At 70.4% G+C, this 24,528-nt stretch carries 26 protein-coding genes and 3 pseudogenes; 15 read left to right on the top strand and 14 right to left on the bottom strand.

The window, feature by feature from the left end; translation table 11 throughout:
• Nucleotides 1-242: 242 nt before the first annotated feature.
• The 4 genes from E6R18_RS20810 to E6R18_RS20795 form a co-directional block, all read right to left on the bottom strand.
• Nucleotides 243-410: a hydrophobic protein gene (locus tag E6R18_RS20810; RefSeq protein WP_136318412.1), complete on the bottom strand. Its 168-nt coding sequence runs from the start codon at nucleotides 408-410 to the stop codon at nucleotides 243-245.
• A 57-nt stretch (nucleotides 411-467) separates the two neighbouring features.
• Nucleotides 468-698 carry a hypothetical protein gene (locus E6R18_RS20805; RefSeq protein ID WP_136318411.1) on the bottom strand — a complete coding sequence of 77 codons (231 nt, stop codon included), beginning with the start codon at nucleotides 696-698 and terminating at the stop codon, nucleotides 468-470.
• A gap of 24 nt (nucleotides 699-722) precedes the next feature.
• Complete coding sequence (locus tag E6R18_RS20800; RefSeq protein ID WP_240799798.1) at nucleotides 723-878, bottom strand: hypothetical protein; 156 nt, start codon at nucleotides 876-878, stop codon at nucleotides 723-725.
• Between the two features lie 87 nt (nucleotides 879-965).
• Nucleotides 966-1,871 carry a helix-turn-helix transcriptional regulator gene (locus tag E6R18_RS20795; RefSeq protein ID WP_136318410.1) on the bottom strand — a complete coding sequence of 302 codons (906 nt, stop codon included), beginning with the start codon at nucleotides 1,869-1,871 and terminating at the stop codon, nucleotides 966-968.
• 158 nt (nucleotides 1,872-2,029) lie between these two features.
• On the opposite strand from E6R18_RS20795, the gene E6R18_RS20790 reads away from it, so the two are divergent.
• From E6R18_RS20790 to E6R18_RS20775, 3 genes and pseudogenes are all read left to right on the top strand, one after another.
• Nucleotides 2,030-2,812, top strand: coding sequence for an SDR family oxidoreductase (locus E6R18_RS20790; RefSeq protein WP_136318409.1), 783 nt, complete (start codon nucleotides 2,030-2,032; stop codon nucleotides 2,810-2,812).
• 41 nt (nucleotides 2,813-2,853) lie between these two features.
• Nucleotides 2,854-3,769: pseudogene (locus E6R18_RS20785) on the top strand (SDR family oxidoreductase).
• Nucleotides 3,770-3,798: 29 nt separating this feature from the next.
• Complete coding sequence (locus E6R18_RS20775) at nucleotides 3,799-4,029, top strand: 4-oxalocrotonate tautomerase family protein (protein WP_136318408.1); 231 nt, start codon at nucleotides 3,799-3,801, stop codon at nucleotides 4,027-4,029.
• Nucleotides 4,030-4,320: 291 nt separating this feature from the next.
• Here E6R18_RS20775 and E6R18_RS20765 read toward each other — a convergent pair whose 3' ends face one another.
• The 3 genes and pseudogenes from E6R18_RS20765 to E6R18_RS20755 form a co-directional block, all read right to left on the bottom strand.
• Nucleotides 4,321-4,962, bottom strand: a complete 642-nt coding sequence (locus E6R18_RS20765; RefSeq protein WP_136318406.1) for a hypothetical protein — start codon at nucleotides 4,960-4,962, stop codon at nucleotides 4,321-4,323.
• Nucleotides 4,963-5,097: 135 nt separating this feature from the next.
• Nucleotides 5,098-5,241 (bottom strand): annotated as a pseudogene (locus E6R18_RS34945) (winged helix-turn-helix transcriptional regulator); the annotation flags it as partial.
• A gap of 47 nt (nucleotides 5,242-5,288) precedes the next feature.
• A pseudogene (locus E6R18_RS20755) lies at nucleotides 5,289-5,573 on the bottom strand (hypothetical protein); the annotation flags it as partial.
• A gap of 198 nt (nucleotides 5,574-5,771) precedes the next feature.
• On the opposite strand from E6R18_RS20755, the gene E6R18_RS20750 reads away from it, so the two are divergent.
• Complete coding sequence (locus tag E6R18_RS20750; protein ID WP_136318404.1) at nucleotides 5,772-6,374, top strand: GPP34 family phosphoprotein; 603 nt, start codon at nucleotides 5,772-5,774, stop codon at nucleotides 6,372-6,374.
• A 16-nt stretch (nucleotides 6,375-6,390) separates the two neighbouring features.
• Here E6R18_RS20750 and E6R18_RS20745 read toward each other — a convergent pair whose 3' ends face one another.
• From E6R18_RS20745 to E6R18_RS20735, 3 genes are read right to left on the bottom strand one after another with little or no spacing between them, the layout of a single operon-like run.
• A complete protein-coding gene (locus E6R18_RS20745) occupies nucleotides 6,391-6,750 on the bottom strand; it encodes an STAS domain-containing protein (protein ID WP_136318403.1) in 360 nt (119 codons plus the stop codon).
• Nucleotides 6,747-8,003, bottom strand: a complete 1,257-nt coding sequence (locus E6R18_RS20740) for a SpoIIE family protein phosphatase (protein ID WP_136318402.1) — start codon at nucleotides 8,001-8,003, stop codon at nucleotides 6,747-6,749. Before E6R18_RS20740 ends, E6R18_RS20745 begins: the two co-directional genes overlap by 4 nt.
• On the bottom strand, nucleotides 8,000-8,812 hold the full coding sequence (locus E6R18_RS20735) for an alpha/beta hydrolase (protein ID WP_136318401.1): 813 nt from the start codon (nucleotides 8,810-8,812) through the stop codon (nucleotides 8,000-8,002). The genes E6R18_RS20740 and E6R18_RS20735 overlap by 4 nt, the downstream gene beginning before the upstream one ends.
• 892 nt (nucleotides 8,813-9,704) lie before the next feature.
• On the opposite strand from E6R18_RS20735, the gene E6R18_RS20730 reads away from it, so the two are divergent.
• The 6 genes from E6R18_RS20730 (at nucleotide 9,705) to E6R18_RS20705 (ending at nucleotide 15,633) form a co-directional block, all read left to right on the top strand.
• Nucleotides 9,705-10,727 carry a bifunctional DNA primase/polymerase gene (locus tag E6R18_RS20730; RefSeq protein ID WP_136318400.1) on the top strand — a complete coding sequence of 341 codons (1,023 nt, stop codon included), beginning with the start codon at nucleotides 9,705-9,707 and terminating at the stop codon, nucleotides 10,725-10,727.
• Nucleotides 10,724-12,262: a phage/plasmid primase, P4 family gene (locus E6R18_RS20725; protein ID WP_136318399.1), complete on the top strand. Its 1,539-nt coding sequence runs from the start codon at nucleotides 10,724-10,726 to the stop codon at nucleotides 12,260-12,262. The genes E6R18_RS20730 and E6R18_RS20725 overlap by 4 nt, the downstream gene beginning before the upstream one ends.
• 123 nt (nucleotides 12,263-12,385) lie before the next feature.
• A complete protein-coding gene (locus E6R18_RS20720) occupies nucleotides 12,386-12,769 on the top strand; it encodes a DUF6009 family protein (RefSeq protein WP_136318398.1) in 384 nt (127 codons plus the stop codon).
• Between the two features lie 165 nt (nucleotides 12,770-12,934).
• Nucleotides 12,935-14,173: a ParA family protein gene (locus E6R18_RS20715; protein ID WP_136318397.1), complete on the top strand. Its 1,239-nt coding sequence runs from the start codon at nucleotides 12,935-12,937 to the stop codon at nucleotides 14,171-14,173.
• A complete protein-coding gene (locus E6R18_RS20710; protein WP_136318396.1) occupies nucleotides 14,170-15,087 on the top strand; it encodes a ParB/RepB/Spo0J family partition protein in 918 nt (305 codons plus the stop codon). The genes E6R18_RS20715 and E6R18_RS20710 overlap by 4 nt, the downstream gene beginning before the upstream one ends.
• Nucleotides 15,088-15,279: 192 nt before the next feature.
• A complete protein-coding gene (locus E6R18_RS20705) occupies nucleotides 15,280-15,633 on the top strand; it encodes a beta/gamma crystallin domain-containing protein (RefSeq protein WP_136318395.1) in 354 nt (117 codons plus the stop codon).
• Nucleotides 15,634-15,869: 236 nt separating this feature from the next.
• Here E6R18_RS20705 and E6R18_RS20700 read toward each other — a convergent pair whose 3' ends face one another.
• Nucleotides 15,870-16,400, bottom strand: a complete 531-nt coding sequence (locus E6R18_RS20700) for an enoyl-CoA hydratase/isomerase family protein (RefSeq protein ID WP_240799797.1) — start codon at nucleotides 16,398-16,400, stop codon at nucleotides 15,870-15,872.
• Nucleotides 16,401-16,427: 27 nt separating this feature from the next.
• Here E6R18_RS20700 and E6R18_RS20695 point away from each other — a divergent pair, with 27 nt between their 5' ends.
• The 4 genes from E6R18_RS20695 (at nucleotide 16,428) to E6R18_RS20680 (ending at nucleotide 20,185) form a co-directional block, all read left to right on the top strand.
• Nucleotides 16,428-17,105 carry a hypothetical protein gene (locus tag E6R18_RS20695; RefSeq protein ID WP_240799796.1) on the top strand — a complete coding sequence of 226 codons (678 nt, stop codon included), beginning with the start codon at nucleotides 16,428-16,430 and terminating at the stop codon, nucleotides 17,103-17,105.
• The gene (locus tag E6R18_RS20690; RefSeq protein WP_136318394.1) at nucleotides 17,083-18,345 is read left to right on the top strand and encodes an AAA family ATPase; all 1,263 of its coding nucleotides are present in this window, start codon (nucleotides 17,083-17,085) and stop codon (nucleotides 18,343-18,345) included. The genes E6R18_RS20695 and E6R18_RS20690 overlap by 23 nt, the downstream gene beginning before the upstream one ends.
• Nucleotides 18,346-18,527: 182 nt before the next feature.
• A complete protein-coding gene (locus tag E6R18_RS20685) occupies nucleotides 18,528-19,313 on the top strand; it encodes a TniQ family protein (RefSeq protein WP_136318393.1) in 786 nt (261 codons plus the stop codon).
• A gap of 245 nt (nucleotides 19,314-19,558) precedes the next feature.
• Nucleotides 19,559-20,185 (top strand): hypothetical protein, encoded by a 627-nt coding sequence (locus tag E6R18_RS20680; RefSeq protein WP_136318392.1) that lies wholly within the window; start codon nucleotides 19,559-19,561, stop codon nucleotides 20,183-20,185.
• A gap of 21 nt (nucleotides 20,186-20,206) precedes the next feature.
• On the opposite strand, the gene E6R18_RS20675 is transcribed toward E6R18_RS20680, so the two are convergent.
• Complete coding sequence (locus E6R18_RS20675) at nucleotides 20,207-20,740, bottom strand: NUDIX domain-containing protein (protein ID WP_136318391.1); 534 nt, start codon at nucleotides 20,738-20,740, stop codon at nucleotides 20,207-20,209.
• A gap of 371 nt (nucleotides 20,741-21,111) precedes the next feature.
• On the opposite strand from E6R18_RS20675, the gene E6R18_RS20670 reads away from it, so the two are divergent.
• The gene (locus E6R18_RS20670; protein WP_136318390.1) at nucleotides 21,112-21,636 is read left to right on the top strand and encodes an ATP-binding protein; all 525 of its coding nucleotides are present in this window, start codon (nucleotides 21,112-21,114) and stop codon (nucleotides 21,634-21,636) included.
• A 113-nt stretch (nucleotides 21,637-21,749) separates the two neighbouring features.
• Here E6R18_RS20670 and E6R18_RS20665 read toward each other — a convergent pair whose 3' ends face one another.
• Nucleotides 21,750-22,307, bottom strand: coding sequence for an XRE family transcriptional regulator (locus E6R18_RS20665; RefSeq protein WP_136318389.1), 558 nt, complete (start codon nucleotides 22,305-22,307; stop codon nucleotides 21,750-21,752).
• A 53-nt stretch (nucleotides 22,308-22,360) separates the two neighbouring features.
• Entirely contained in the window at nucleotides 22,361-24,472 is a 2,112-nt protein-coding gene (locus E6R18_RS20660; RefSeq protein ID WP_136318388.1) for a helix-turn-helix transcriptional regulator, read from the bottom strand.
• Between the last annotated feature and the right edge of the window lie 56 nt (nucleotides 24,473-24,528).

The following is a 24,528-nucleotide window of genomic DNA, read 5'->3' as shown; positions in this document are numbered from 1 at the left end:
CACATCCCGATCCCGAGGTGGGCATGGATTAAAGGGGGGACCGGAGATCCCACCGCTGGAGGTCATGGTTCGTGATGGAATCCCCGGCCGTTTTCCTCGGGTGCCCGGTACATGCATTACTCATGCCTGCTCCTCTTTTCTCTCTTGGGAGGGCGACATGCTCATGAGGTGCGGGTGGGCCGCGACGACAAGTCGTCGCGGCCCACCCGCACCTCATGAGCAGTCTGCTCAGCCCGTGATCGTCACCATCGGTACCAGCGACCCCGCCGGCCATTCGCCGTCGGTCGGATCACGAATCCGAGCAGCCAGACCACCAGCACGATGATTGCTATCCACCACAGTGCCTTCAGTGCGAAACCAGCACCGAAGAGAAGCAGGGCGAGCAGAAGAACAAGAATGATGGGAACCATGATTATCAACCTCCGAGACATCCCCTGCCCCAAAGATTCGGCCTCACGCCAAATGCCTTACGAAATTCTTATGGACGCCGCCCCGGCCTGGTCAGGGGCAGCTTCGAGGGCGCGGGCTTTGTCATCGTGCGCGTCGAGGCTGAGCTGCTGGACACCTTGTTCGGTCGGGAGGCGACCCGCCGAGATCCGGGCGGCATGGACGAACAGGCGTACGGCCTCCAGCTCGGGGCGGTGGGCGGCGCGCGGCGGGCGGCAGGCGGCGTGCACCGGGCACCGGGCACCGGGCACAGATCTTCTCCGAGCAGGCCCGGGTCACCCCGAGGCGAGCCGTGCGTCGAGGGACTGCCGGGCGGTCGAGGCCCGTACGTAACCGGGGCGGACGTGTCCGACCGGTTCGGCGCCGGCACTCACCGGCCGGGACAGCTCGGTCCACACCGACCCCGGCTTGCGTACGGCGGGGGTCGGCACGCTGAGCCCCGGGCCGAAGGGCACATCTCCGCGGGGACAGGGCCGCCACGCCCCGCAGGGAAGGCGGCCCTCCCTCTGCGGCGCGGGTCAGCGCCGCGGTCCGGATTCCGCCGCGGACAGCCTCTCCGGTGCCATGTCCTCCGTAACGCTCAGCTCCTGGGTTCCTACGACGGACAGCAGTTCCAGTTGCTCGGCTCCCGGGCTTCCGGGCGGAGCGGTGAACCACAGCAGGCGTTGGCGTCCGTCCTCGCTGAGGAGGTTGTGGCAATCGAGTTCGATGACGCCGAGCATGGGGTGGACGATCCTCTTGTGGTCCATGCGGCGCACCGCGACGTCGTGGGTGTCCCAGAGGGCTGCGAACTCCTGGCTGCGGCGGCGCAGCACGGCGACCATCTTCGTGACCTCCGCGTCCCGGCCACGCCGGGCGGCCGCTGCCTGGAGATCGGCCACGAACACCCGGGAGTGCTGCGGGTGGTCCTCGGGCGGGTAGATCTCGCGCGCCTGCGGGTCGGTGAACCAGCGGTAGACGAAGCTCGCCGACGGGCCTCGGTGTGCCGGGGACTTGCCGAGCAGGGTCAGGGCCAGGTCGTTCTCCACCAGGGTTTCGTGCAGATCGGTGATAACGCGCGCGGGTGTGTTGGACAGCCGGTCCAGGAGTCCGAGGAGCGCGGGCTGCACGTGTGCCGATGGTCCGTGTACGGACGGGGGGACCGGCCGTTCGGCCAGGTGGAACAGGTGGTCGCGCTCGTCGCCGTTCAGGCGCAGGGCCCGGGCGAGGGCGGCCAGGGTCTGGGCCGACGGCTGCACCCCGTTCTTCTTGCTGCCGCGTTCCAGCTCGGTGTAGTAGTCGGCCGACAGTCCTGCCAGCTGGGCGACTTCCTCGCGGCGCAGCCCGGGGACGCGCCGGCGCGGGCCTTGAGGGAGACCGACCTCGGCGGGGCGGATGCGGTCGCGGCGTGTCCTGAGGAAGGCGCCGAGTTCTGGGAGGTTCACCCCTCCATGGTCGCTCGTACGCCGGAGCGCAGCCAGGGGGTGGCATCCCCTGGGTAGACGCAGCCCTGGCTGGGGACGGAGGACCGGCCGATCGTGGAGGGCGCAGCAGGGCAACGGCAAAGCCGCGGCCCCGCCCCCACCCACCACAGGAGTCAGCCATGCCTATCCCCACCGCCCTCGACGGGACCGCTGCCTCGGCCCAGCCCTCCGTCTCACCCCGTGTCGCGATCGTCACCGGCGGTTCGCGCGGCATCGGCCGCCGGACCGTCGGCCGGCTGGCCGCCGACGGGTACGCCGTCGTGGTCGGCTACGCCGGCAACCGGGACGAGGCCGAGGCAGCCGTGAAGGAGGCCGTCGCCGGTGGTGGCCGGGCGGTCGCGGTACGCGCCGACGTCGCCGACGAACACGCGGTCGCGGCCCTGTTCGACACGGCCGAAGCAGAGTTCGGCGGGGTCGACGTCGTCGTGCACGCGGCCGGGCGGATGCACCTGGCACCGATCGCCGAGCTGGACCTGGCCGTCCTGGACGACCTGCACCGCACCAACATCCGCGGCACGTTCGTCGTCGTCCAGCAGGCCGCCCGCCGGGTGCGCCCCGGCGGCGCGATCGTGACGTTCTCCACGTCCGTGGTGGGGCTCGCCTTCCCGGGCTACGGCGCGTACGCCGCCGGCAAGGGCGCGGTCGAGGCGCTGACGCTGATCCTGGCCCGGGAGCTGCGGGGCCGGGACGTCACCGCCAACGCCGTCGCACCCGGCCCCACGGCCACCGACCTGTTCCTGGACGGCAAGGACGAGGAGACCATCGCCCGCCTGGCCGCCCAGCCTCCGCTGGAGCGCCTCGGTACCCCGGCCGACATCGCCGAGGTCGTGGCGTTCCTGGCCGCACCGGCCGGCCACTGGATCAACGGACAGGTCGTCCGCGCCAACGGTGGGATCATCTGAACCGCCCGCGGCCACTCCATCGGTCAACGAAAGGCCCTATCGTGAAAAACGACGACAGCGGGAAGGTCATCCTGGTCACCGGGGCCTCCAGCGGTATCGGGGCGCTCTCCGTGCGCGCTCTGGCCCGCGCCGGTCACACCGTGTACGCGGGCATCCGCCGGACCACGACCCGCAACGCGACCGCGGTGGCCGGCCTGACGCGCTACGGCACCGACCACCAGGCCGACGTGCACGCCGTCGAGCTGGACGTGACCTCCCAGGACTCCGTCGACGCCGCAGTCGACCGGATCTTCGCCGAGCGCGGCCGGCTGGACGTGGTCGTGCACAACGCCGGGCACATGGTCCTGGGCGCCGCCGAGGCGTTCACCACCGAGCAGTTCGCAGACGTGTACGACGTGAACGTCCTGGGCACCCAGCGCGTCAACCGAGCCGCCCTGCCGAAGTTGCGCGAGCAGGGCTCGGGGCTGCTGGTGTGGATCGGCAGCTCCAGCAGCCGCGGCGGCTGCCCCCCGTTTCTGGCCCCGTACTTCGCCGCCAAGGCCGCGATGGACGCCGTGGCCGTCAGTTACGCCGCCGAGGTGCTCCCGTTCGGCATCGACACCGCGATCGTGGTGCCCGGTGCGTTCACCACCGGCACCCGCCACTTCGCCAACGCGGGCGCCCCCGCCGACACCGACCGTGCGGAACTCTACGACCGGCGTCACCGCCCCCTGATGGACGATCTGGGCAAGCGCCTGGCCGTGCTCGTCCCTTCGGACGCCGATGTGGCCGAGGTCGCTGAAGCCGTCGCGCGCCTGGTCGCGATGGAGCAAGGCACCCGGCCCCTGCGCACCCACATAGACCCCAGCCGGGACGGCAGCGAAGTCGTCTCCGCGGTCGCCGACCGACCGCGTCCGCGCCGACTTCTTCCGCCGCATCGGACTGGACAGCCTGCTCACCGCAGGCAGCTCCCTGTAACGCCCCATTGAGAAGAGGAACGACCAGCCATGCCTTTCGCGAACTTCAAGGTCCCCGAGAAGACCCTCACCCCGAAGCAGAAGGAGGAGATCGTCACCCGCACCACCGAGCTGTACGTCGAGCTCTACGGCGAGCGCGCCCGCAACAACACCATGGTGCTGGTGGAAGAGGTCGCCGACGGCGGCTGGGGCGTCTCCGGCAACGTGCTGACCCTCGCCATGCTCGGCGAGGCGGCACCGACCGGCACCAGCGACGCCTGACCGCCCCACTGGCCGTGACCCGGCCAGGACAGCACCTTGAAACCGAGAGCCGCCGGGTCGAACGTCCGGCCACCCGGCCTCGTTCATCCGGGGGCCGGTGAGATCAGCGAAGCCCTTCCTTGTGTCCCCGTACCCGATCGGTCGGCGGTGTCCGCCGGGGTGCGGGGACGGGGTACGGCAGCGGTCAGCCTCAGATCGAGCCGCTTGACCATGTTCAGGCGGAAGGTGCCGTACGGGTTGGCGTCGGACCAGACGCCGCGGGCTGCTCCACGAAGATCCGCCGGACAGGCCCTAGCAGTAGCCGTCCACCCTGGCACCGGCTGGGGTGAGGTTGGGCCAGGGATGCCCTGCCCTGTCGGAGGCGGCGGACCGTAGGAGGTCAAGGAGAGTGCACCCCGGGTAGCCCTGGAAACTCGCGTAGGAGCCCCGGTAGTAGCAGTTCCAGTAGCTCACGGCCCGTCGTTGGGTGCGCGCGAAGAAGGCGGGGTTGTCCATGATGAACTGCCCGTAAGCGCGGTGGCCGCAGGTGCCGGGCGTGGCGAGGTCGCGGAGCTCGTCGCGGATGACGACCAGGATCTCCAGGACGTACTCGCCAACCAGCTGCACGACGAAGGGGACGACCCATGGGTCCGTCGAGCCGGCGACCTTCTCCAGGTGGCGCTGTCTGACCATCCCGTCGCAGTGCCTTGAGTACAGGCAGTGCAGAAGCTGCCGTTGGCGCGACGAAAGCGACGCCACCGCGTCGGTCGGCGGCTCGTCGTTGTAGAGGCGCCCGGGGATCAAAACCTGCCGGCCCTCCACAGCGACCGAGAACGAGGCATGCGGCTGGAGCCGAGGATCAGGCATGACCGCCAGGGCTGCCCCGGCATCGCTTGCGAGCTCGGCCGGGAACGCCCTGATCAACGGATCGCTGCTGTCGCGAGGCGGCTGCACGGGCCGAGTATAGGCGGACGCCTCGGTCAGTCAGCCGGCACCGATGGCCCCACACCCGCTCAACCCGGCCAAGGTGTGCGGTCGGAGCACTGGCCTTCGGGTCAGCCGGCGGCCTCGCTCTGTGCGTGGTCGTCCGAGTGCGCGCAATGTCTGCGTCAGCATCTTCTGGCTCACCCCCGAGATCCGGCGTGACAGCTCGGAGAAGCGCATGGTCTGCGGTTCGCCGACGGTGGCCTCGCCGTGACGCGGGCCGTCCCCGCCGAGCGCGGCGAGCACCAGGGCGCGGGCGTGCTTGGCCTTGAACAGCAGTACCAGTTCGGGCGCCGGACCCGGCCGCTGCCTGCCGCGTCGAAGGTGTATCCGGGAAAGCGCTGACGGACCTGGGGAAAGCCCGCGTCCGGGACCGCGATCTCGATGTCGCCGTGAATGCGCGTCTGCCTGCCCAGGAACAGGTCCAGCGCCCAGCCCGCGGCCATGTACCAGGGCGCGCGGATCCCGGCCAGCTGCTGCGCGACCTCGTTCGGAGTCCAGGAGGACGACCACCTGGCGTCGAGGTCATCGATCTCGTCGGGTGACAGCTCGATACCGCCGCTGGGCAGTTGCTCGCTCATCGGAGGAACTTATCAGCGTTCAAGTGCCTGGCCGTGGCCCGCGACTGGAGGAGTGACGCGCTGTCCGGGTCGCTGTCGGCCGCCGTCCGGTGGGGCGATACTGATCGTGACAGTCGTGCCCGCCGGTGGACCGACCGGCGGGCACGGGCCAGGTCGGCAGGGGCACAGCTCCGGCGACGTCTGCGAGGGGAGCCGTTCATGACCACGGCGAAAGACCTGTTCATCACCGCTATGGACCCGAAGGCGGAGCGTTCCGTCGGGCAGGGCGACCTCTCGCTGGCACTCGCGGGGGCTGAACTGATCGACCTCATCGGCACGGGAGCGGTCGGTGTGGACGGCGACCGCATCGTCGTGGGGGATCCGGCGGAGCCGGACGACCGGCTCATGGCCGAGGCTGCGGCGGCGCTCTCCCGGCAGGAGCCCCATGAGCGGATCGAGGACTGGCTGTGGCGCCGGGGCCGTGACCTCTCGGCCGCGTACCAGGCCGCCCTGGAAGCGGACGGCGAGCTGTCCCCGAAGCGGGGACGCCGGTTTTCCTTCGGCACGGAGCGCGTGGAAATGGTCGATACGCCAGCGGGCAGCCGGGCGGCCGCCCGCTGGCAGGAGGGGGAGCCCGTTCTGGTCGCGCTTGCCTCGGCCGTGGGCATCGACGACGGCCGGGCCGACGACGAGGCCGGCCTCGGTGACGAGGTGACGGTCGTGGTGGCCGGGGTCCACGACGCGGTGATGGAGCTGGAGGCCGTACGCCAGAGGCGCTCCATCGAGAACGCGGCCTTTGCCAACGTCTGGCGCGGGCCGTGACCTTCACGACGCCGGGTCAGTCGGCCGGGGAGCACCAGGCGGCTTCGGCGTCCTGAGCGGTGGGGTGGGCGGGGAAGACCTGCTCCAGGCCGACGATGCGGAAGACCCTTCTGATGCGCTCGGGTACAGCGGCCAGGGCGATGGTCGCTTTCGCGGCCAGGGCACGGTTGCGGGCCGCGATCAGTACGGTGATGCCGCTGGAGTCGCAGAAGGTGAGGCCGCCGAGGTCGAGGACGAGTTGCTGGCCGGGGCGCAGGTCGAGGCCGGGCAGGGCGGCGCGGATTTCGGGTGCGGTGTCGTAGTCCAGCTCCCCCGCCAGTTCGATGACGGCACCGGCTGGAGTGGTGCGGGTGGCCAGGGTCAGTTGCTTGGTCACTGTTGCTCTTCACTGCTGGGTCGGGGCACGTGGACTGCGAGAACGGCGGTGTCGTCGTCGACGCCCTGGCCGAAGGTGCCGAGGAGGTCGCGGACCGCGTCGATGGTGTCCGAGGCGGTGGTCGGGGCCAGGGTTCGGCCGAAGTCGAGGAGGGCGTCGTCGCCGTAGCGGGTTTTGCCGTCGGTGTGGGCTTCGGTGAGGCCGTCGGTGTACAGGAGGAGGGTGTCGCCGGGGGCGAGGTGGAGGGTGGCGGTGGCGATGTGGGCGTCGGGCAGGACGCCCATGAGCTGTCCGCCGGGGGTGGGCAGGAAGTCGGCAGTGGCATCGGCGCGCATCAGGAGGGCCGGGGGGTGGCCGCCGCCGGCCAGCGTGATGTGGAAGCCGCCCTGGACGGGGTCGGGGGTGAGGAGGCCGAAGACGACCGTGCAGAATCGTGGGTCGGCGCCGTTGAACTCGTGGTTGAGGACGGTGTTCAGGTTGCCGAGCACGCTCACCGGGTCGGCGTCGTATACGGCGGCGGCGCGCAGGGTGTAGCGGGCCAGGGAGGTGACGGCCGCGGCTGCGGCGCCCTTGCCGCACACGTCGCCCAGGAACAGGCCCCAGGTGCCGGCCGCGAGGGGGAAGAGATCGTAGAAGTCGCCGCCGACCTCGTCGACGGAGGCCACGTGGTAGTAAGCGGCTACGTCCAGGCCGGGTACGTCCACCAGGGTCGGCGGGAGCAGAGTCTTCTGCAGCGTGGCGTTCAGGGTCATCAGGCGCTCGCGTTCCCGTTCCGATTCCTGCCGGGCGCGCAGCAGCTCGGTCTCGTAGGCACGGCGGTCGCGTGCGTCGAAGACGGTGGTGCGGATCAGCAACGGTTGTCCGTCGGTGCCTGTTTTGACGGTGGAAGTGACCAGAACGGGCAGGCGTGTGTCGTCGGCGGCCTTCAGTTCCAGGGCGATGCCTCTGATCTCGCCCTGCATCCGCAGCAGCGGGGCGAAGTGGGTCTCGTGGTAGAGACGTCCGCCGACGGTGAGCAGGTCGGAGAAGTGTTTGCGGCCTACGAGGTCGTCGCGCCGGTAGCCGAGCCAGTCCAGCAGGGTGGTGTTGACCTTTGCGATCCGGCCGTCGAGCAGGGTGGAGAGATAGCCGCACGGGGCGTGCTCGTACAGGTCCTCGACGCTGTCCTCCAGCAGGGCGGAGAGCTGCGCCGGTTCGATCGCCGACACGGCGTCCTCCGCCGGGGCGTCCGCATCGCCGTCGGTACCGCTCATCGTCCGGGGGCTCCCGCGAACGCGGCGATGACGGAGGCGGTTTCCTCCGGGGCGGCAAGCTGCGGGCAGTGCCCGGTCGCGTTCAGCGTGACCAGCCGGCTTCCCGGGATCCGGGCATGTACGAAGGCGCCCACTTCGGGCGGGGCGATCGCATCGCGGGAACACTGGGCGATCAGGGTGGGCACGGCCACGTCGGCGAGGTCGTCGCGGTTGTCGGACAGGAACGTCACCCGGGCGAAGAGCCGGGCGATGTCCGGGTCGGTACGGCAGAAGCTGCTGGTCAGCTCCTCGCCCAGCTCGGGCCGCTCCGGGTTGCCCATGATGACCGGGGCCATCGTTCCCGACCATCCCAGATAGTTCGCATCGAGCGACTCCAGCAGCTCCTCGATGTCCCCGGCGCTGAATCCGCCCCGGTAGCCGGTCTCGGGGTCGTCGACGAAACATGGCGAAGGAGCGAGCAGGACCAGCCCGGCGAACGCCTCGGGCTCCCGCGTGGCGGCCAGCACCCCCATCATGGCGCTCACCGAATGCCCCACGAACGTCACCGGGCCCAGGGCCAGCTCCCGGCACAGCTCCAGCAGGTCGTCGACGTAGCCGTTCAGGGTGGAGTAGCGCTCCGGGCTCCATGCCGACAGGTCGGAGCGCCCGGCGCCGACGTGATCGAAGAGAACGACGGTGAAGTCGCGCTCCAGCGTCGGCGCCACCAGACGCCACATGTTCTGGTCGCACCCGAACCCGTGTGCGAGCATCACCACGGGCTCGCCGGCCCGTCCGCTCACCGTCACATGGTTTTTCCGGCGCACATCCATACCGCCATCCTCGCAGACAGGGAACCCGCACCCAGGCCGCCACGACTCCAGTGCTCGACTGCGGCCGCCTCGTGGCGTCCCTGGGCGCGGTCCGGTACAGGCCCGGGGGCTCGGCCCGGCGCGCGTGCGGAGCACGGAGCCGACGAGTTCGAGGAGGCGCCCCGCCCAGTTGCGCCCTCGGCCGGCTTTGTCGCCCGGGTGAAGGGGACTGAAGTCCCTCAGTCCCTCTTCCTTCGGTCCCCTTTTGGTCCCTCCGGCAAAACCCCAGGTCAGAGGCTTGGGGTGGGCGCCGGAGAGGGTCCGAAGGGACTGAAGGGACTCAACTTCCCTGTTCCAGTCATTACGGGTGCGTGTGTATGCGCGTACGCGAGACAAACCCCCCTATTCTCGTCTTATTTGCCCCCTGTATTCCTGAGCCGTTCATAACTACTGACTCTCAGTCCCTTCAGTCCCTCGCCTCGCCTCACAAAACGCTCTGACCTGGGGTTTTGTCGGAGGGACCGAAGAGGGACTGAAAGGGTCCAGTCCCTCCGGTCCCTCTTCAGTCCCTCGCTCCGCGACGCCGGTGCGCTCGCCGACACGCCCGGGCCTCCGCCCGGCCGCCGGGCCGGGTCGCGGAACGGCCGCCCGTAACTCCCGTGGACGGCCAAGGGACTGAAGGGACTCGCGGAAGGAAACAGTCCCACCCACCCGGAGGCTGCTGTTGTAGGCTCTGATCCGATTTGGAAAACTCAGTCCCTTCAGTCCCTCTGTCTGACAGTGGAAACGCTGTGACCTGGTCTTTCTCCCAGGGGCTGAACAACCTGTTGGCCCTCGGCAAGGACGAATCAGCGTGCCGCGTCAAAGCGAGACCAGTGGCCCGCGTGCAGCGGGGCCCACGAGTCCCTTCGACATGGCCCGTTGGTGTGCGGGGAACGGCTGGCCCGTCCACCCGCTGGCCGCCGGACGCAAGACGCCCGCGGGCAACTGCCCGGCCTGCCGCAAGGAGCCCCATCGCCCGGCCGACTGCCCCTGCCTTCCAGCGGGCAGGTGGTGCCACGGCTTTCACGCGGCGACCACGGACCCCGGGCTGCTGGCGGCCTGGTGGGGTGTCAATCCGGCGCTGGGGGTCGGGGTCTCGTGCGGCCCGGCCGGGCTCGTCGTCCTGGACGTCGACGCCCACAGTGCCGAAGTGCCGCACCGCGACCGGCTCCTGCCCGGCATCCCCATCCACGAGAGCGTCAACCTGGCGGGCCTGGCCTCCGGGTTCGACACCCTGGCTCTCCTCTCGGCACTGCGCGGCCGGCCGAGCCCGGCGGACGACGAGTCGACGCTGCGCGTCCGTACGCCCTCCGGCGGCCTCCACATCTGGTACCGCACCGCCCCCGATGGACCGGGCTACCGGTCATCGGTGGGCTCCAGCCCGAAGGTCGCCCTCGCCTGGCAGGTCGACGTCCGCGCCGCCGGCGGCTACATCGTCACCCCGGCCACCCGCACCCCTGCGGGCACCTACACCCCCGTCGGCGCGGCCCGGTTCCCTGCGCCCCTGCCCGACTGGCTCGCCGCCGAGCTGCGGCGTACCGGCCATACGCCCCGTTCCGCCCCCGTACAGGTCCCCGCGCCCCGCCCCCGGCCCGTGAGGCCCTCCCGTAGCGCGCAGCGCGCCACACGGCTGCTGGAGCCCCTGCTCGCCGAGGTCGAGGCATGCGGGGCTGCGTCCGAGGGGACCGCCTTCACCGAGAAGCTGAACCGCGCCGCGTACACCGCCGGTGGCCTGGTCGCCGCCGGGCACCTCACCGCGACCCAGGCCGAGGCCCTGCTCACCGCGGCCGCCGACAGCGCGCGCCCGCACCGCAGCAGGCACAGCCTCACCGTCATCGCTTCCGCCCTGTCCGCCGGCGCAGCCCGCCCGTTCCATCCCGAAGGACGCCCATGAGCAGCGCCGACCGCAGCCCGCGCTTCGACGCCACTGCCGCAGCGCAGCAGATGCTCGCTCTCGAAGCCGAGGGGGGCCTGCCCGGCCTGCCCGCCCAGCAGAACGCCTCCGCGGTGCACGAGTCGGCCCCGGTCGCGGGGCACCTGCCCGCGCTCCTGACCGACCGGGGCAACGCCAAGCTGTTCGCGGTCATGTTCGGCGACCAGTTCCGCCACGTCGAAGGGCTGGGCTGGTACCACTGGGACCAGTACCGCTGGAAGCGCACCGGGGGTGAGAAGGCCGCGGTGTGGGCGGCGGGCGACCTGGCCGAGCAGATGCCCGCCACCGATCCGACCGGCCAGTTCACCGACCGGGAACTCAGCGCACACCGGCGGCGTTCCATGTCGACGCCCGGCATCAAGGCCATGCTCACCCAGGCCAAGGCATCCCCCGCACTCGCGCTGGACCCCGATGTCCTGGACGGCGACCCGTACGCCCTGTGCACCCCGGCCGGTGTCGTCGATCTCCATACCGGGCACCTCCACAAGCCCGACCCGGTGGGCGACATGCACTCCCGGGCCACGAGCGTCGCGCCCGAGGCGACGCCCACCCCGCGCTGGCACCGCTTCCTGCACGACACCTTCGGCGACGACGCCAAGGGCGAGGAGACCATCCACTTCCTCCACCTGCTCCTCGGCTACTCCGTGACCGGCGACGTGGGCGCGCAGGTGCTCCCGTTCCTCTACGGCACGGGAGCCAACGGCAAATCCGTCCTCCTCGACGTCATGACGCAGATCCTCGGCGACTACGCGCAGGCCGCCCCGCCGGGTTTCCTCATGGAGAAGGGGAAGTTCTCCGAGCACTCCACCGAGCTGACCGAGCTGCACGGCCGGCGCATCGTCGTCTGCTCCGAGCTCAAGCCGAACGACAAGTTCGACGAGTCCCGTGTGAAGCTGCTGACCGGCGGCGACCGGATCATGGCCCGGCGCATGCGGCAGGACTTCTTCAGCTTCAACCCCACCCACAAGCTCTGGCTGCTCGGCAACCACCGCCCCGAAGTCGGCACCGGCGGCCACGCGTTCTGGCGGCGCATCCGCCTCATCCCCTTCGAGCGCGTCGTCCCCGCCGCCCGCAAGATCGACAACCTCGCCAAGGAACTCGTCCAGAGCGAGGGCCCGGGCATCCTGCAATGGCTCATCGAGGGCGCCAAGCTCTACCTCGCCACCCGCGACCCGCTCGACGGACCCGCCACCGTCCGCACCGCCACCGCGGCCTACGCCACCACCGAGGACCACATCGGCCGCTTCCTCACCGAGTGCTGCACCACCCACACCCCCGACCTGCGGGTGGAACAGGGCCTGCTGTACGCGACGTACAGCAGCTGGTGCAGCGCCGGCGAGGGCATCCGGCCCGCGACGGCACGGGCGTTCGCGACCCGGGTCCGCCAGGAACTCTCCCTCGCCTCGCCCGCCGACATGATGAAGTCCAGCGGCAAGAAGTACTACCCCGGCCTCGGGCTCCTCACCGACGACGACGCGAGGACCGGCCATGCATGACCCACGCGCCCGGCACACACCCGCCGGTCCGGCCTACCATGGACACGGTGCCCCCACCAGGGAACGTGCTCACACCCACCCCGGCCTCCTCCCGGCCGGCCGAATCACAAAGGGGCTGCAGCCATGAGCTCGCTGCTGAACGAGAGCGATCTCCACCACGAGAACGCCGTGGTCTGGCTGGAGAACCCCGACAACCTCGACTACGTGCGCCAGGCCCTCGACAAGACCACCCGCCGTCGCGGAAAGCCCCGCTACGAACGGGACGGACGCATGGTCGGCTACACCGAACTCGAGGCCCACACCGAAGCCGATCCCGACAGCGGCCTCCACCTGCGCCGAGTCTTCTTCCTGCTCCCCCACGACCGCGACGCCGACCCCGACGGCCCGTACCACGAGGGCGCGCCCGGCGAGGCGGTCGACCCGAGCACCATCGAGCCCAAGCGGGTCGGCGACAAGACGCCCCGCTCGCAGCGCGGTCTCACCGCGAGCGCGGACGCCGCCAACTGACGGGAAACGGGGCTGGGGGTCTGGCTATTACGCCGTAATAGCCAGACCCCCAGCCCCGTTTCCGCGAGTGGCCGGGCTCCTGAGTGCCCTTCACGCACACCATGTGCTGTCATAACTAACGCACCGATGCAGAAATGGATCATCGGAGTTAGTAAGGTGACTGCCATGACTTCGCCCTCCCCCGGCGACCGCGAGAAGGTCGTCTCCAAGCTGCCCCCGGTGCTGCAACAGGATCTGAAGATCCGGGCCGCCCAGCACAACGTCGACATCCAGCACGCCGTCGAGGCCGGTATCAAGGCATGGCGGAGGCTCGGCTCCAACCTCTCCCCCATCGACACCGCAGGCGCCAAGTCCTTCGCGACCTTCCTCCCTGACGGGCAGTGGGATGAGTTCCGCGCCGACTGCGCCTCCCGCGGCGTCCCGCTCGTCCAGGGGCTCGCCCAGTCCGTCGTCATGTGGCTCGAGACGAACCCGGCGCCCACCGTCGTACGCCCCGAGCACCCCAAGCGCATCGTCACCTGCAACCAGAAGGGCGGCGTGGGCAAGACCGCCATCGCCGCCGGCACCGGCGAAGCCCTCGCCGAGGACGCCGACGCGCTCCACCCCGTCCGCATCTCCAAGCACTTCGCCGCCGCCCTCTCCGAGGACCGGGAGACCTCGCCCCTCGACCACGAGGACCTCCCGGGGCTCGGCCTGCGCGTCCTCCTCGTGGACTTCGACCCGCAGTGCCACCTCACCAAGCAGCTCGGCCACCAGCCGCTGCCCATCGAGGGCGACAGCCTCACCAAGCACATGGCCGGCGAAGCCATGGGCCGGCTCGCCGACCTCGTCGTAGCGATCGAGGACCCCCGCTTCGGTGACCGGCTCCACCTGCTGCCCGCCTGCACCGACGCCTTCCTCCTCGACGTCAAGCTCTCCGGCGTCCGGGCGCGCGAAGCAGCCCTGGAGCGGGCCCTGTCCGCGATCGAGGCCGACTACGACGCCGTCATCATCGACTGCCCGCCCAGCCTCGGTCTCAGCATGGACGCCGCCGCGTACTACGGCCGCCGCCGCCAGGGCGAGGCCCCGGGCAACTCCGGTGTCCTCGTCGTCGTGCAGGCCGAGGACAGCTCCGCCGACGCCTACGGGCTCCTCACCTCCCAGATCGAGGACCTCCGCAACGACATGCACCTCGGACTCGACTACCTCGGCATCGTCGTCAACCACTACGACGCGAGGCGCGGCTACATCGCCACCTCCTCCCTCACCTCCTGGATGGACATCAAGGACCCCAGGGTCGTCGGAGTCATCGGAGACCTGAAGGAGCAGAAGGAGGCGGTACGCGTGAAGCAGCCCCTGCTCGCCTACTCGCCCCGCTGCGACCAGGCCGTCGGCATGCGCGCCCTCGCCCGGGAGATCTCATGAGCAAGGCATCCCGGCTCGGCGCCGGCGCCTCCTTCGGCCAGACCCAGCCCATCAGCGCCCGCCGCGCCGCCATCAACCAGGTCGCGGCCGCACCCACCGAGGGGGCCCCGCCTCCGGTCGAACTGCCCGTCGACGTCATCAGCCTCAACCCCGACAACCCCAGGTCCGATCTCGGCGACCTCACCGACCTCGGGCACAGCCTCCGCGACCACGGCCAGAAGACCGCCATCAGCATCATGGGCCGGTTCGCCTACCTGGAAGGCAACCCGGGCCGGGAAGCCGACCTGGAAGCCGGCACCAAGTACGTCGTCATCGACGGCAACTCCCGCCTCGCGGCGGCCCGCGAGGCCGGCGTCACCCAGATCAAGGTGATGCTCGACGACAACCTCGGCAGCAACCCCGACGAGATCCTGGAGTCGGCCCTCGTCGCCAACATCCACCGCCAGGAACTCAACCACCTGGACGAGGCCAAGGCCCTCGAACAGCTCCTGCGGATCCACGGCACCCAGGAGGCCCTTGCGACCCGCCTGCACCGCTCCCAGGGCTGGGTCTCCCAGCGCCTCGCGCTGCTGACCCTGACCCCCGCGCTCAAGGAGAAGCTCCAGTCGGGCGAGGAGTCCGCGGCCACGCTGCGCCTGATCGGCAAGAAGAAGGCCGAGGAGCAGGAGGCCCACCTCCAGCACCTGAAGGCCACCAGGGCCAGTAAGTCCCGGCCCGCCAAGCAGCAGGCGCCGGCCGCCCGCACCGCCGACCGGCTGCCCTCGACGGAGCCCCACGCCCTGACCGCTCTCATCATCGCCCAGCTCGACGTACCGGCCCGGCGGAAGCTGACGGAGCTTCTTGTCGACTACAAGATCGAGGAGTCGAAGCGGATGAGGGCGGAGAAGTCCGCCACGACGGCCGACACCGAGTGACGCGCGCCTTCACCTGCCTGTGGGAGCGGGAACCGCGCACCTCCAGGCAGGTGAACCTCCTTCGGCGCCGCCCTGCCTGCCGTACCCGTCGGCGATCTTGCACCAAGATCGTTTCCGGGCCGGCTCCGGACCCGGAGCAGCGCCCCGACCCGTTCGCGGCGCGGCATCACCGACTTGTACGAAGGAGAATCCGTGATTCTGAAGGGCAAGAGGCTCCTCGGTTCACTGGCCATGGCGTTCGCTGCGGCGGCCTCGTTCACCATCGCCGTACCCAGCGGTTCCGCTTTCGCCATCGACCACGTCGAGTGCCGCGGCGGCGAGAACTTCCTCAAGATCTGGTCGCACAACGGCGGCCGGCAGAGCGTCGACTGCTACGCGAACGCCGGGCGGACCAACTTCGGCGGCTGGTGGGTCGACAGGATCTCCACGGGCAACAACGACCTGATCTACTACGACGCCAACGGCGACTCGGTGAAGATCCCCCGCTGGACCGACATCACGTTCCCGAACCTCCCCCCGAAGGTCAACTCCATCGAGATCCTCTGACCGACACCGCAGGACCAGCGGCCCGGGACGCCGGGCCGCGCATTATTACGGCGTAATATCGCGGGGGCGCGGCGCGTGGCGGCGGTGGTAGGAGACGGCTACGGCGCCGAGCAGGGGCATCCGTGCGGGGGAGGGGCGGGGCCGAAGCCCAGGAGTTGGCACCAGCGGAGCCGCGTGAGCCGGCGAAGCGGAACAGTCGAAGCAGTCTGGTTGTCACCAACAAGGCATTCGACTTGTCACAGGCGCTCGTTCAGCTGCTCGGCGAGACTGCGGAACAGACCCTCGAGGTCCTGTTCGCCGTTCCGGGTCTGGGCGCCGCCGGCCAGCCCGGCGCCCATGAGCTGCGCTGTGGCGGGGCGGAATACGAGCCCGGCCCAGGCGTTGTTTTCCCGCGCCAGGCCATCGGAATGATCGCGGACTACGATGGCGTGCTTAACTGCCGCGACGACGCCGTCGGGCAACGCGGCGATGTTACCGGCGAGGCGGTCGACGAACTCGTCGAGTTGGTCGGCGGGGACGGCTCGGTTGACCCAGCCGTACCGCTCGGCTGTCTCGGCGTCCATCAGGTCGGCGCCGAGCACGATCTCCAAGGCACGGTTACGGCCGACGCGCTCGGTGAGGTACTGCGTGGCGCCGCCGCCGGGGACGATGCCCATGAGGGCTTCGACCTGACCGAGCCCGGCCTTGCCGATCGCCGCGAACGCCATGTCCGCGGCCACGACGAACTCGGCTCCGCCGCCGCGCGCCTTGCCTGCGACCTTGTCCACTACGTCCGCATCGACAAGCGCCGCGGGGTGAAGATCCGCGGACTTTGGTACGACGACGCCGATGTCCTGCGGGACTACCGCGGCGAGCTGTCGACGCGGGGTGGCAAGCACAAGGGCAAGTGGCTCATCCGCCACGACCCGCGCGACCGGCGCCAGGTGTTCTTCCAGGACCCGATCAGCCATGCCTGGCACCCGCTGCCCTGGACGGGCATGCCCCGGGCCGGCCAGATGCCGGCTTTCGGGGACGCGCGGGCCAGCGCCTTGCTCGCGAAGGCTGCGGCGGCCGGGCTGAAGCCGAAGTCGGACGCCGAACTGCTGCCCGTGTTGCTGGAGCTGATCGGCTCGAACATCCCGGTCAGCAAGTGGCCGACCCAGATGAAGAAGTCCCAGCGCACCGAGCACGCCCACGAGATGCACCAGGCCAGGGCCGCGCAGGCCGACCGACCGCCGAGCCCGCCCGCCCCGGCTGATGCCGTTCCTGCCCCGGCTGCAGGGGAGGAGACGGCGACGGTGCTGAGCTGGCCGGGCCGGGCCCGCCAGACGCAGGAAGCGGTTGCCGGGGAACGGCGCCGGCGTCGGGAGGCCGTCCGGCCCGCTCCCGTCCCGCCGCCCGAGTTGGGCCACAGCTTCCGGGCCCGCAGTGTGTTCGTCCTGCCCGAGGACGACCTGGAGGAGGACCGTGGTGGACCAGACGACGCCGGATGAGCACGCGGTCGTCCCGTTCCTGCGGGCCGGCCCGCCGCCGGACCGCACCCGCTGGGAGGGCTGGCAGCAGTGGCGGAAGATCCGCGACACGTTCGTGCCCGCGCCGCGTCTGATGCCGGCGGACTACCAGAGCCTGAGCCCGCGACGGCGGGCTCTGCACGACCTGCATCGCACTGCGACGCACGTCAACATGCGGCTGCAGGAGACGCCGATGAGCGCGCGGGTCGCGAACCTGATGCGCGGGCGGCTGCAGAACAACGCGGTGAAGTTCATGCCCGGCAACCGCGACGGCCTGATGATCAACGGCGGCGGGTTCCAAGGCAAGACCGAGACCGCCTGCGACGCGGCCGCGTCCTTCGAGGACGTCTGGCGCGAGGTCCACCACCAGCTGCTGCCCGGCCCCACCCCCGGCACCCGGGACGTGTTCGTGCCCGTCGCCTACTGTCGCCTGCCGGTCCGCGCGACCCCCAAGGGACTCTGCAAGGCGATCTTGAACGTCTACGGCAACCCGCACCCCGGAACGCTGGACGACCTGGTCAGAGCGGTGCGGGACGCGATCCGGGACCATCACACCACCGCCCTGCTGATCGACGACATCACCCGGCTCCGGCTCCACCGCGAGGACGACCAGGACACCCTCGACCTGATCCGGGAGCTGATGGACCTCAACGTCACCCTGATCCTGATCGGCGTGGACATCCCCGGCTCCGGCCTCCTGCGCGGCGCCTACGTCGACCAGCGCACCGGACAGTGGGTCTTCCCCGACAACGTGCGGGGCGGGCGGCACAGCACCGCGGCCGCCACGCAGACGGGCCGCCGGTTCGACATGGTCGATCTCGACCCGTTCGACTACTCCACCCCGGCCGGCATCACCGCCTTCCTCGACCACCTGGCCGGCATCGAGGACCAGCTGCGGCTCCTGCGGTCCTTCGAGGGCATGCTGACCACCGGCGAGATGCCCGAGTACCTCTTCGGCCGCACCCGCGGCGTCGTCGGCCTGCTGCGGCGGCTGATCGAGGACGGCTGCACCGAGGCGATCCTCACCGGCGAAGAACGCCTCACCCCGGAACTGCTCGCGAAGACCACGATCCACCTCGGCAACCTGGACGACCTCGACCCCGGGGCCGGCGAGGTCCCCGACATCCCGCAGAACACCGCCTCGCCCACGAAGCCCCGCCGCCGACGCGGACGCAACACGGTCCTCGACGACCGCGGGAACAGGCCGGCCGCGGGTGACTGACGCGACCGCGGGCGCCGGGCCGCGGCCCTTCGGACTCGGCCTCGATCCGCTGGAGGGCGAGTCCCTGGCCGGCTTCGTCCTGCGTCTGGCCCACCGCCTGCACATCTCACCGAACGAGCTCGCCCGGCAGACCGGCCTGACCGAACAGGACCGGCTCGGGCGCCCGAGCCTCGCTTTCGACCCTGCTGAGCCCGGCCGAGGTCAGCCGCTTCGCCCTCACCACCCGGCTGGACCCCCGCGAAGTGCGCGCGATGACGCTGGAGCCCTTCGCCTCCCGCTACCCGCCGGCGGCCCGCAGCATCGCCGACGTCCGGGCCGGGAGGGTCTACTCCATGCACACGGACCGATGGCTGTTCCCCACCACCGCCCGCTACTGCCCTCACTGCCTTGCTGGCGACGGCTCCGACATCCAGAACGCCCACGGCGGGCCCTGGCAGATCCTCTGGCGTCTGCCCGTCGTCTTCGCCTGCCCGCTGCACAAGGTGTTCCTGGAACACCTCTGCCCCCACTGCCACAAGCCGATCAACTTCAGCAGCAGAACACAGCTGGTCCCCCGCCCCGCCGCCACCGGGGTCCGCCCGGCCCACTGCAGGTCCTCACTGACCCAGGACGTCCCGACCACCCGGCCAGGCGACCCCTGCGGGGCGCCGCTCGCACACGACCCACGGCACCACCAGCCCGGACCCGCCCTGCTCGAGCTCCAGCGCAAGATCCTCGGCCTGCTCGGCCCCGGCCGGCCCAAACGGCAAGCACAGCAGTACTTCACCGAGCTCATCCTCCTCGCCGGACTCGTCACGATCTGCTGGCCGCGCATCCAGCCGGTCGGCACCACCCGCCCCCTCGCCGCCGCAGTCGACCGGCACCTCGCCATCCACGATGGGGTCGGCTCCCGCCCCTACCGCTCCACTGCGGCACCGTCGATGCGCTCGCCTGCGCCGCCCTCCTCCAAGTCACCGATCGCATCCTGACCGCCGACGACCTGCGCGAAGCACTCTCCCCGCTCGCACCCGAGGAGAACCGGAACCGCAGCGGAATTGCGCCCACACGGCACCTGATCTGGGACAACGTCTTCAAGAAACAGCGCAGCGCATGCTCCGAGCGCTTCCAGCAGGCCGCCGACACGATCGTTCCCACCTTCAGACGCACCGGCAAAGGCGGACTCCGCCTCCCCTCCACCGGCGTCGGCCTGCGACCCGAACACATCCCTGCGTGCTTGCCCCACGACCTTGCCGAACGCCACCTCGGCTTCCTCTCGGACACCACGCCCCAGATGCGCCGACGCGCGGCCGCGGTCTTCCTCGTCCGGCGCGCACGCGGCGGCGGCCTGGACAAAGCCGCCCAGTTTCTCGGGATCAACCCCGAGAACAAGAGGCTCGGCTACACGCAGCTGCTGAACCGCCGCCTTCGCGCCAGCGGCACGGCCCGCGATTTCGAACAGGCCCTCGACGCCATCACCGCCGAGCTCCTCGAAGGCCCGGTCATCGACTACCAACACCGACGCGAGGTCCTCGCCACCTGGACGCTAGAACCTGAAAACTGGCAGCACATGCTCACCCGGCTCCCGGGCCTCACCAGCCACCGAAAGCCCCTCAGCGACGACCGCCGGCGCCTGGCCGTCAGCGCCTACATCTGGACCCGCGTCACCGAAGGCGAGCCCGACTTCGCACCCTGCCCGCCGCACATCGCCCCCGACCCCGCACTACGCGCCGTCTGGACCCGGGAGCGACACAACGTCTTCCACTGGCTCCGCACCACTGACCACCAGCCCTACTACGGCGCCCTCAAGCCACTACTCGAAGACCACGCCGAGCACCTGGCCAAGGAGATCGACAGACGCTGAGCCTGAGCGTGATGGGCGAGGTCAGGACCGCGCGGTCCGGAACGCCAGATACCGGCTGAAGGCTTCGTTGCTGTCGGGGGTGAAGCGCCACTCCAGCAGGGCCGACCGCAGCCCCGGCTCGGTCAGCCAGCCATGCCAGGCGACCTCATCGGGATCGAGGACCACGGCGTCCGGCACCACGGCTTCGTGCACGCCGAGCCAGTGAGGGCTCAAGCCGCTGCGGTTGATGAACGTGAAGAGCAGGCGCGGCAGCGCACGAAGGCCCAGCTCTTCGGTCAGCTCCCTCGCGGCGGCCTGTTCATAGGATTCGCCAACATTTGCGGCGCCACCGACCCCGACCTCATAGAGCCCGGGGAAGCGCGATACCTGCTCCGACCGTCGGTGGACGAGGATCCGTCCCTGCTCGTCACGACACACCGTCACGGCGACTCGGTGCAGCCAACCCTCCTGGATGGCCTGCTGGCGGCTGACCACCATCCCCAGCACACGATCTTGATCGTCGACACGCTCCACCAGTTCATCCACGACGCACACCCTGGCAGAGCCCACTGACATTGACGCTTCCCTGAGCCCGCAGAGGCCGATCCAGGAGAAATCCCGGTCCTCACACACCATCGAAAACCCATCAGCGACGACCGCAGACGCCTGGCCGTCAGCTCCTACATCTGGACCCGCGTCACCGAAGGCGAGCCCGACTTCGCACCCTGCCCGCCGCACATCGCACCCGACCCAGCGCTACGCGCTGCCTGGACCCGGGAGCGACACAACGTCTTCCACTGGCTCCACAAAGCCGACCACCAGCCCTACTACGGCGCCCTCAAGCCGCTACTCGAAGACCACGCCAAGCAACTCGCCAAGGTGATCGACCGCACCGGATCTTCTACTCTGCCTGTCCACGTGGCCCACACGGCGCTAGCGTCAAGTCCATGATCGTATGGCTCAACGGCACCCACGGCGCAGGCAAGACAACGACCAGTGCGTTCGTCCAGCAGCTGATCCCGGACTCACGGGTGTTCGACGCCGAGAAAGTCGGCGAGACACTCATGGACATCAAGCCAGGACTGCCCGCGACGGACAACTTCCAGCACTGGCCGCCATGGCGGCCCCTCGTGGTCGAAACCGCCCGACGCATCCTCGACTACACCAGCGGAACCCTGGTGATGCCCATGACCGTCCTGGTCGAGCAGTACTGGCGCGAGATCAGCTCGGGCCTTGCCCAGCACGACATTCCGGTCCGACACTTCGTCCTCCATGCCGACCATGACACCCTCCGCGCGCGCATCACGGGCGACACCGTTCTCGGCCCCAACTCCCCGTTCCGGCTCCAATACCTCGAGCCCTACGCCGAGGCGGCCCGCACGTGGCTGCACGCCGAGGCCGAGATCGTCGACACCACGCACCTCACCCCCGCCCAGGCCGCCCAGCAGATCGCAGAGGCCGTCAAGAGTTGAGACCTTCCGGCGCCGCATCTCGCAGGTGACAACAAGACTGCCTATGTGACAACTACCGTGCTTCGGCTCAACGGCTCAGGGGCCGGCTGAGCCGGGGCTCAGGAGTGTTACCGTCAGTAGCCGAGGTCCAGGTAGTCGATGTCGGTCAGCTCGACTTCGTAGAGGTCTCGTGCGCGTTGGCCGCCGTCCTGGAAGTAGACCTCCTTGAGCCCTTCGGCGACGATCTCTCGCAGTTGCTGGTCGGCGGCTCCCTCGTCGCGGGCGTCGAACAGGCGGCGGGCGTAGGCCGGGGGGAGGTGGACGGTCAGGCGGCGGAAGCGGGGTTCGTCGGTCGATCCTCTTGCCGCCTTGTATCCGAAGGAGGCCCGGGTCTCCACGGTGATGCCGCCGGTGGTGGCAGCTTGCCGCCGTCGGCGTTTGCGTACCTGGGGCTGCCAGCGGGTGCGGACGGCGCGGTCGATGCGGTCGGCGATGTCCTTGGGGGGATGCTTCCTGGCGCCGCGCCGGTAGCGGTTGACGGAGTCGGCGGTGATGCCGAGCTCCGCCGCGACGGCCCTGGCGCTGCCCAGCCGGCGCAGCAGGAAGTTGATGCGGCCCTGGAGGGTCTTGGGCGGCTCCCGGGTGAACGCCTCCTGGTCGGCCCGCTCGATGGCGTTCTCGATCTCTCGCACGGGGGTCAGCTTTCCTCGTCAGCTTCTTCAGCGGTGGGGTCCGTCGGGTACGCCTATTCGCCGTCGTCCAGGACGGCGTTGCCGCCCTTGATGAGGCTTGCCGGGTTGTCGCCCTGTTCCATCACGTCGACCGCCCACAGCATCGTTCGGACGCCCTCCAGCTTCGCCAGGCCCGGGGTGGGGCCGAGGCGGAAGCCGCCCGGCTGCGGCTTGCCGGACGCCGCGTAGGGCAGGAAGTCCAGGGGGCTCGGGCCCGGCGAGGGGTAGACGACGCAGTCGGACAGTACGGCGAGCGGGTACAGGCCGGTCATGTCCGCCATCTTGTAGAGCTTGCGGTGCATGTTGACCCGGGCCTTGGAGATGACGGCGGCGCGGATGTCGGGGCGCCAGGTGGGGCGCTGCATGGCCGGCCAGGGGTCGCCCGGCTTGTAGTTCCTGCCCTGCGGGTTCTGGAACAGTTTGCCGATGCCGCCCTTGACCGTGCCCTTGATCGCGGCCAGCACCGCCGTCAGTACCGGGTCGATGTCCTTGTGCCGCTCCATCGCCGCCAGGAACTCCACGTCGGTGAGGTCCTTGGTGACGCCGAGGTCGGCGAGGGTGTCGACGTAGGCGGCCTTGAGCCGGTCGTGCCACGGGTCGAGGTAGGCGCCCGTCTCGCGGCGCAGGTACGCCTCCAGCGGCGCGACGTTGTAGCCGAGTTCCTGGGCGTAGGCCACGGTGTGCGTCTGGTACCAGGCCGGGCCGGTGGGGCGTTCGCCGGAGGGGGTGAACGGGGAGGGCAGGCGGGGGTCGATCTCCACGTGGGACAGGTCGACGAGCCAGGAGCCGGGGATCTTCGGGGAGAACGCCGGCGCGTGGAAGTGGTCCGGGGCGGACAGGCCCACGGTGAGCCGGGCGGCGGCGGCGAGGAACGCGGTGTTCAGGTCCAGGCCGATGGCGTACGGCAGGTGGCATTCCTCGTCGCTGAGCAGGTCCACGGGCCGCACCCACTGGTACGCCTCCTCGTGCAGGAAGCCGCCCTGCCAGCCGGAGTGGAAGACCGCCGGGTGTTCGGGCTGGCCCTCGGGCGGTGCCGGGTCCATCGGTTCGGTGCCCAGGGAGCCGGGGTTGTGGCCGGAGATCCAGTTGCCGCTCGTCTCGTCGCGCACGGGGCGGGTGGGCGGGCGGAGCTCGGTCATCAGCTCCAGCCCGGAGACCGCTGTGGAGCCGCGCGGGGTGGTGACCCGCTGGGCGTAGAGGCCGAGGACGCGGGCGGTGTCGGCCGGGTCCATGTCGCTGACGCCGGGCCAGGACCGTTCGTCCAGGGCGTCCCAGGGCAGGATCGCGAGCTGGACGCACTGGCGCTGGGTGCCCTGGGCCTTGCGGTAGATCCGTGCCCACGGGCCGAATCCGCGCTGGGTGAGCTTCCACTTCGCCTTGATGATCTGCTTGACGACCGGGTGGTCCTCCTCAAGGCGCAGGCCCCGGCGGTCCTCCAGGCGCTCCGGCAGCCCGAACTTCGCGGCGGCGGTGGCGGTGAGGGCGATCAGGGGGTCGGCGTCCTTGCCGTGGCGGTGCAGCTTCGGCGCTCCGAGGCCGGATTCGTGCAGCGTCCACTCGACCAGTTCCACGACCGTGGTCGCGGGGCAGTCGAGGACGAGGCCGTCGACGCCGTAAGCGCTGCCGTCGCCGTCCAGTACGGCGAGCGGGCCGTGCGGGAAGCGCGGATCGGCGGGGGGCTTCGCGGTCCTCTTCGCGGCCGGGGGGCGGGCGGGCGTCGCCGGGCGGGCGGCCGTGGGCTGCGGCGCGGGCGCTGCGGGGGCGGGGGCCGCGGCGAGAGGTGCCTCGGCCGGTGCGGCGGTCTTCGTCTCGGGGGTGGCCGGGGCGGTGTGCGGCTGGGGCGCCGGGTGCCGGGGTGCGGCGGCGGGGGCGCTGTGTGCGGGGTACTTCGCCGCCCAGCCGTTCAGCAGGCGCTGATACGCCTCCAGGCGCGGGGACTTCGGCTCGGAGCGGCCGTTCTCGTAGTTCTTGACCGACTGCGTGGTGGTCTTCAGCGCGTTCGCCAGGCGGGCCTGGGTGATGCCGGCGGCTTCACGCAGGCGTGCGCGTTCCGAGGGGGGCGGGAGTTGGGGCTCCTCCTCCAGCAGCGCGTCGATGTTCGCGAACAGTTCTTCCTCGGATGCCATGCGTCTGTACCTCCAGGCCGGAGAGTAGCAGACGTTAACCTTGTTTTTAGCCCGTA

The organism is Streptomyces sp. A1277 (assembly GCF_004795015.1).
Classification (GTDB): domain Bacteria; phylum Actinomycetota; class Actinomycetes; order Streptomycetales; family Streptomycetaceae; genus Streptomyces.
The sequence above is the reverse complement of the archived record's forward strand: the minus strand, read 5'-3'. Positions and strand labels throughout refer to the sequence as shown.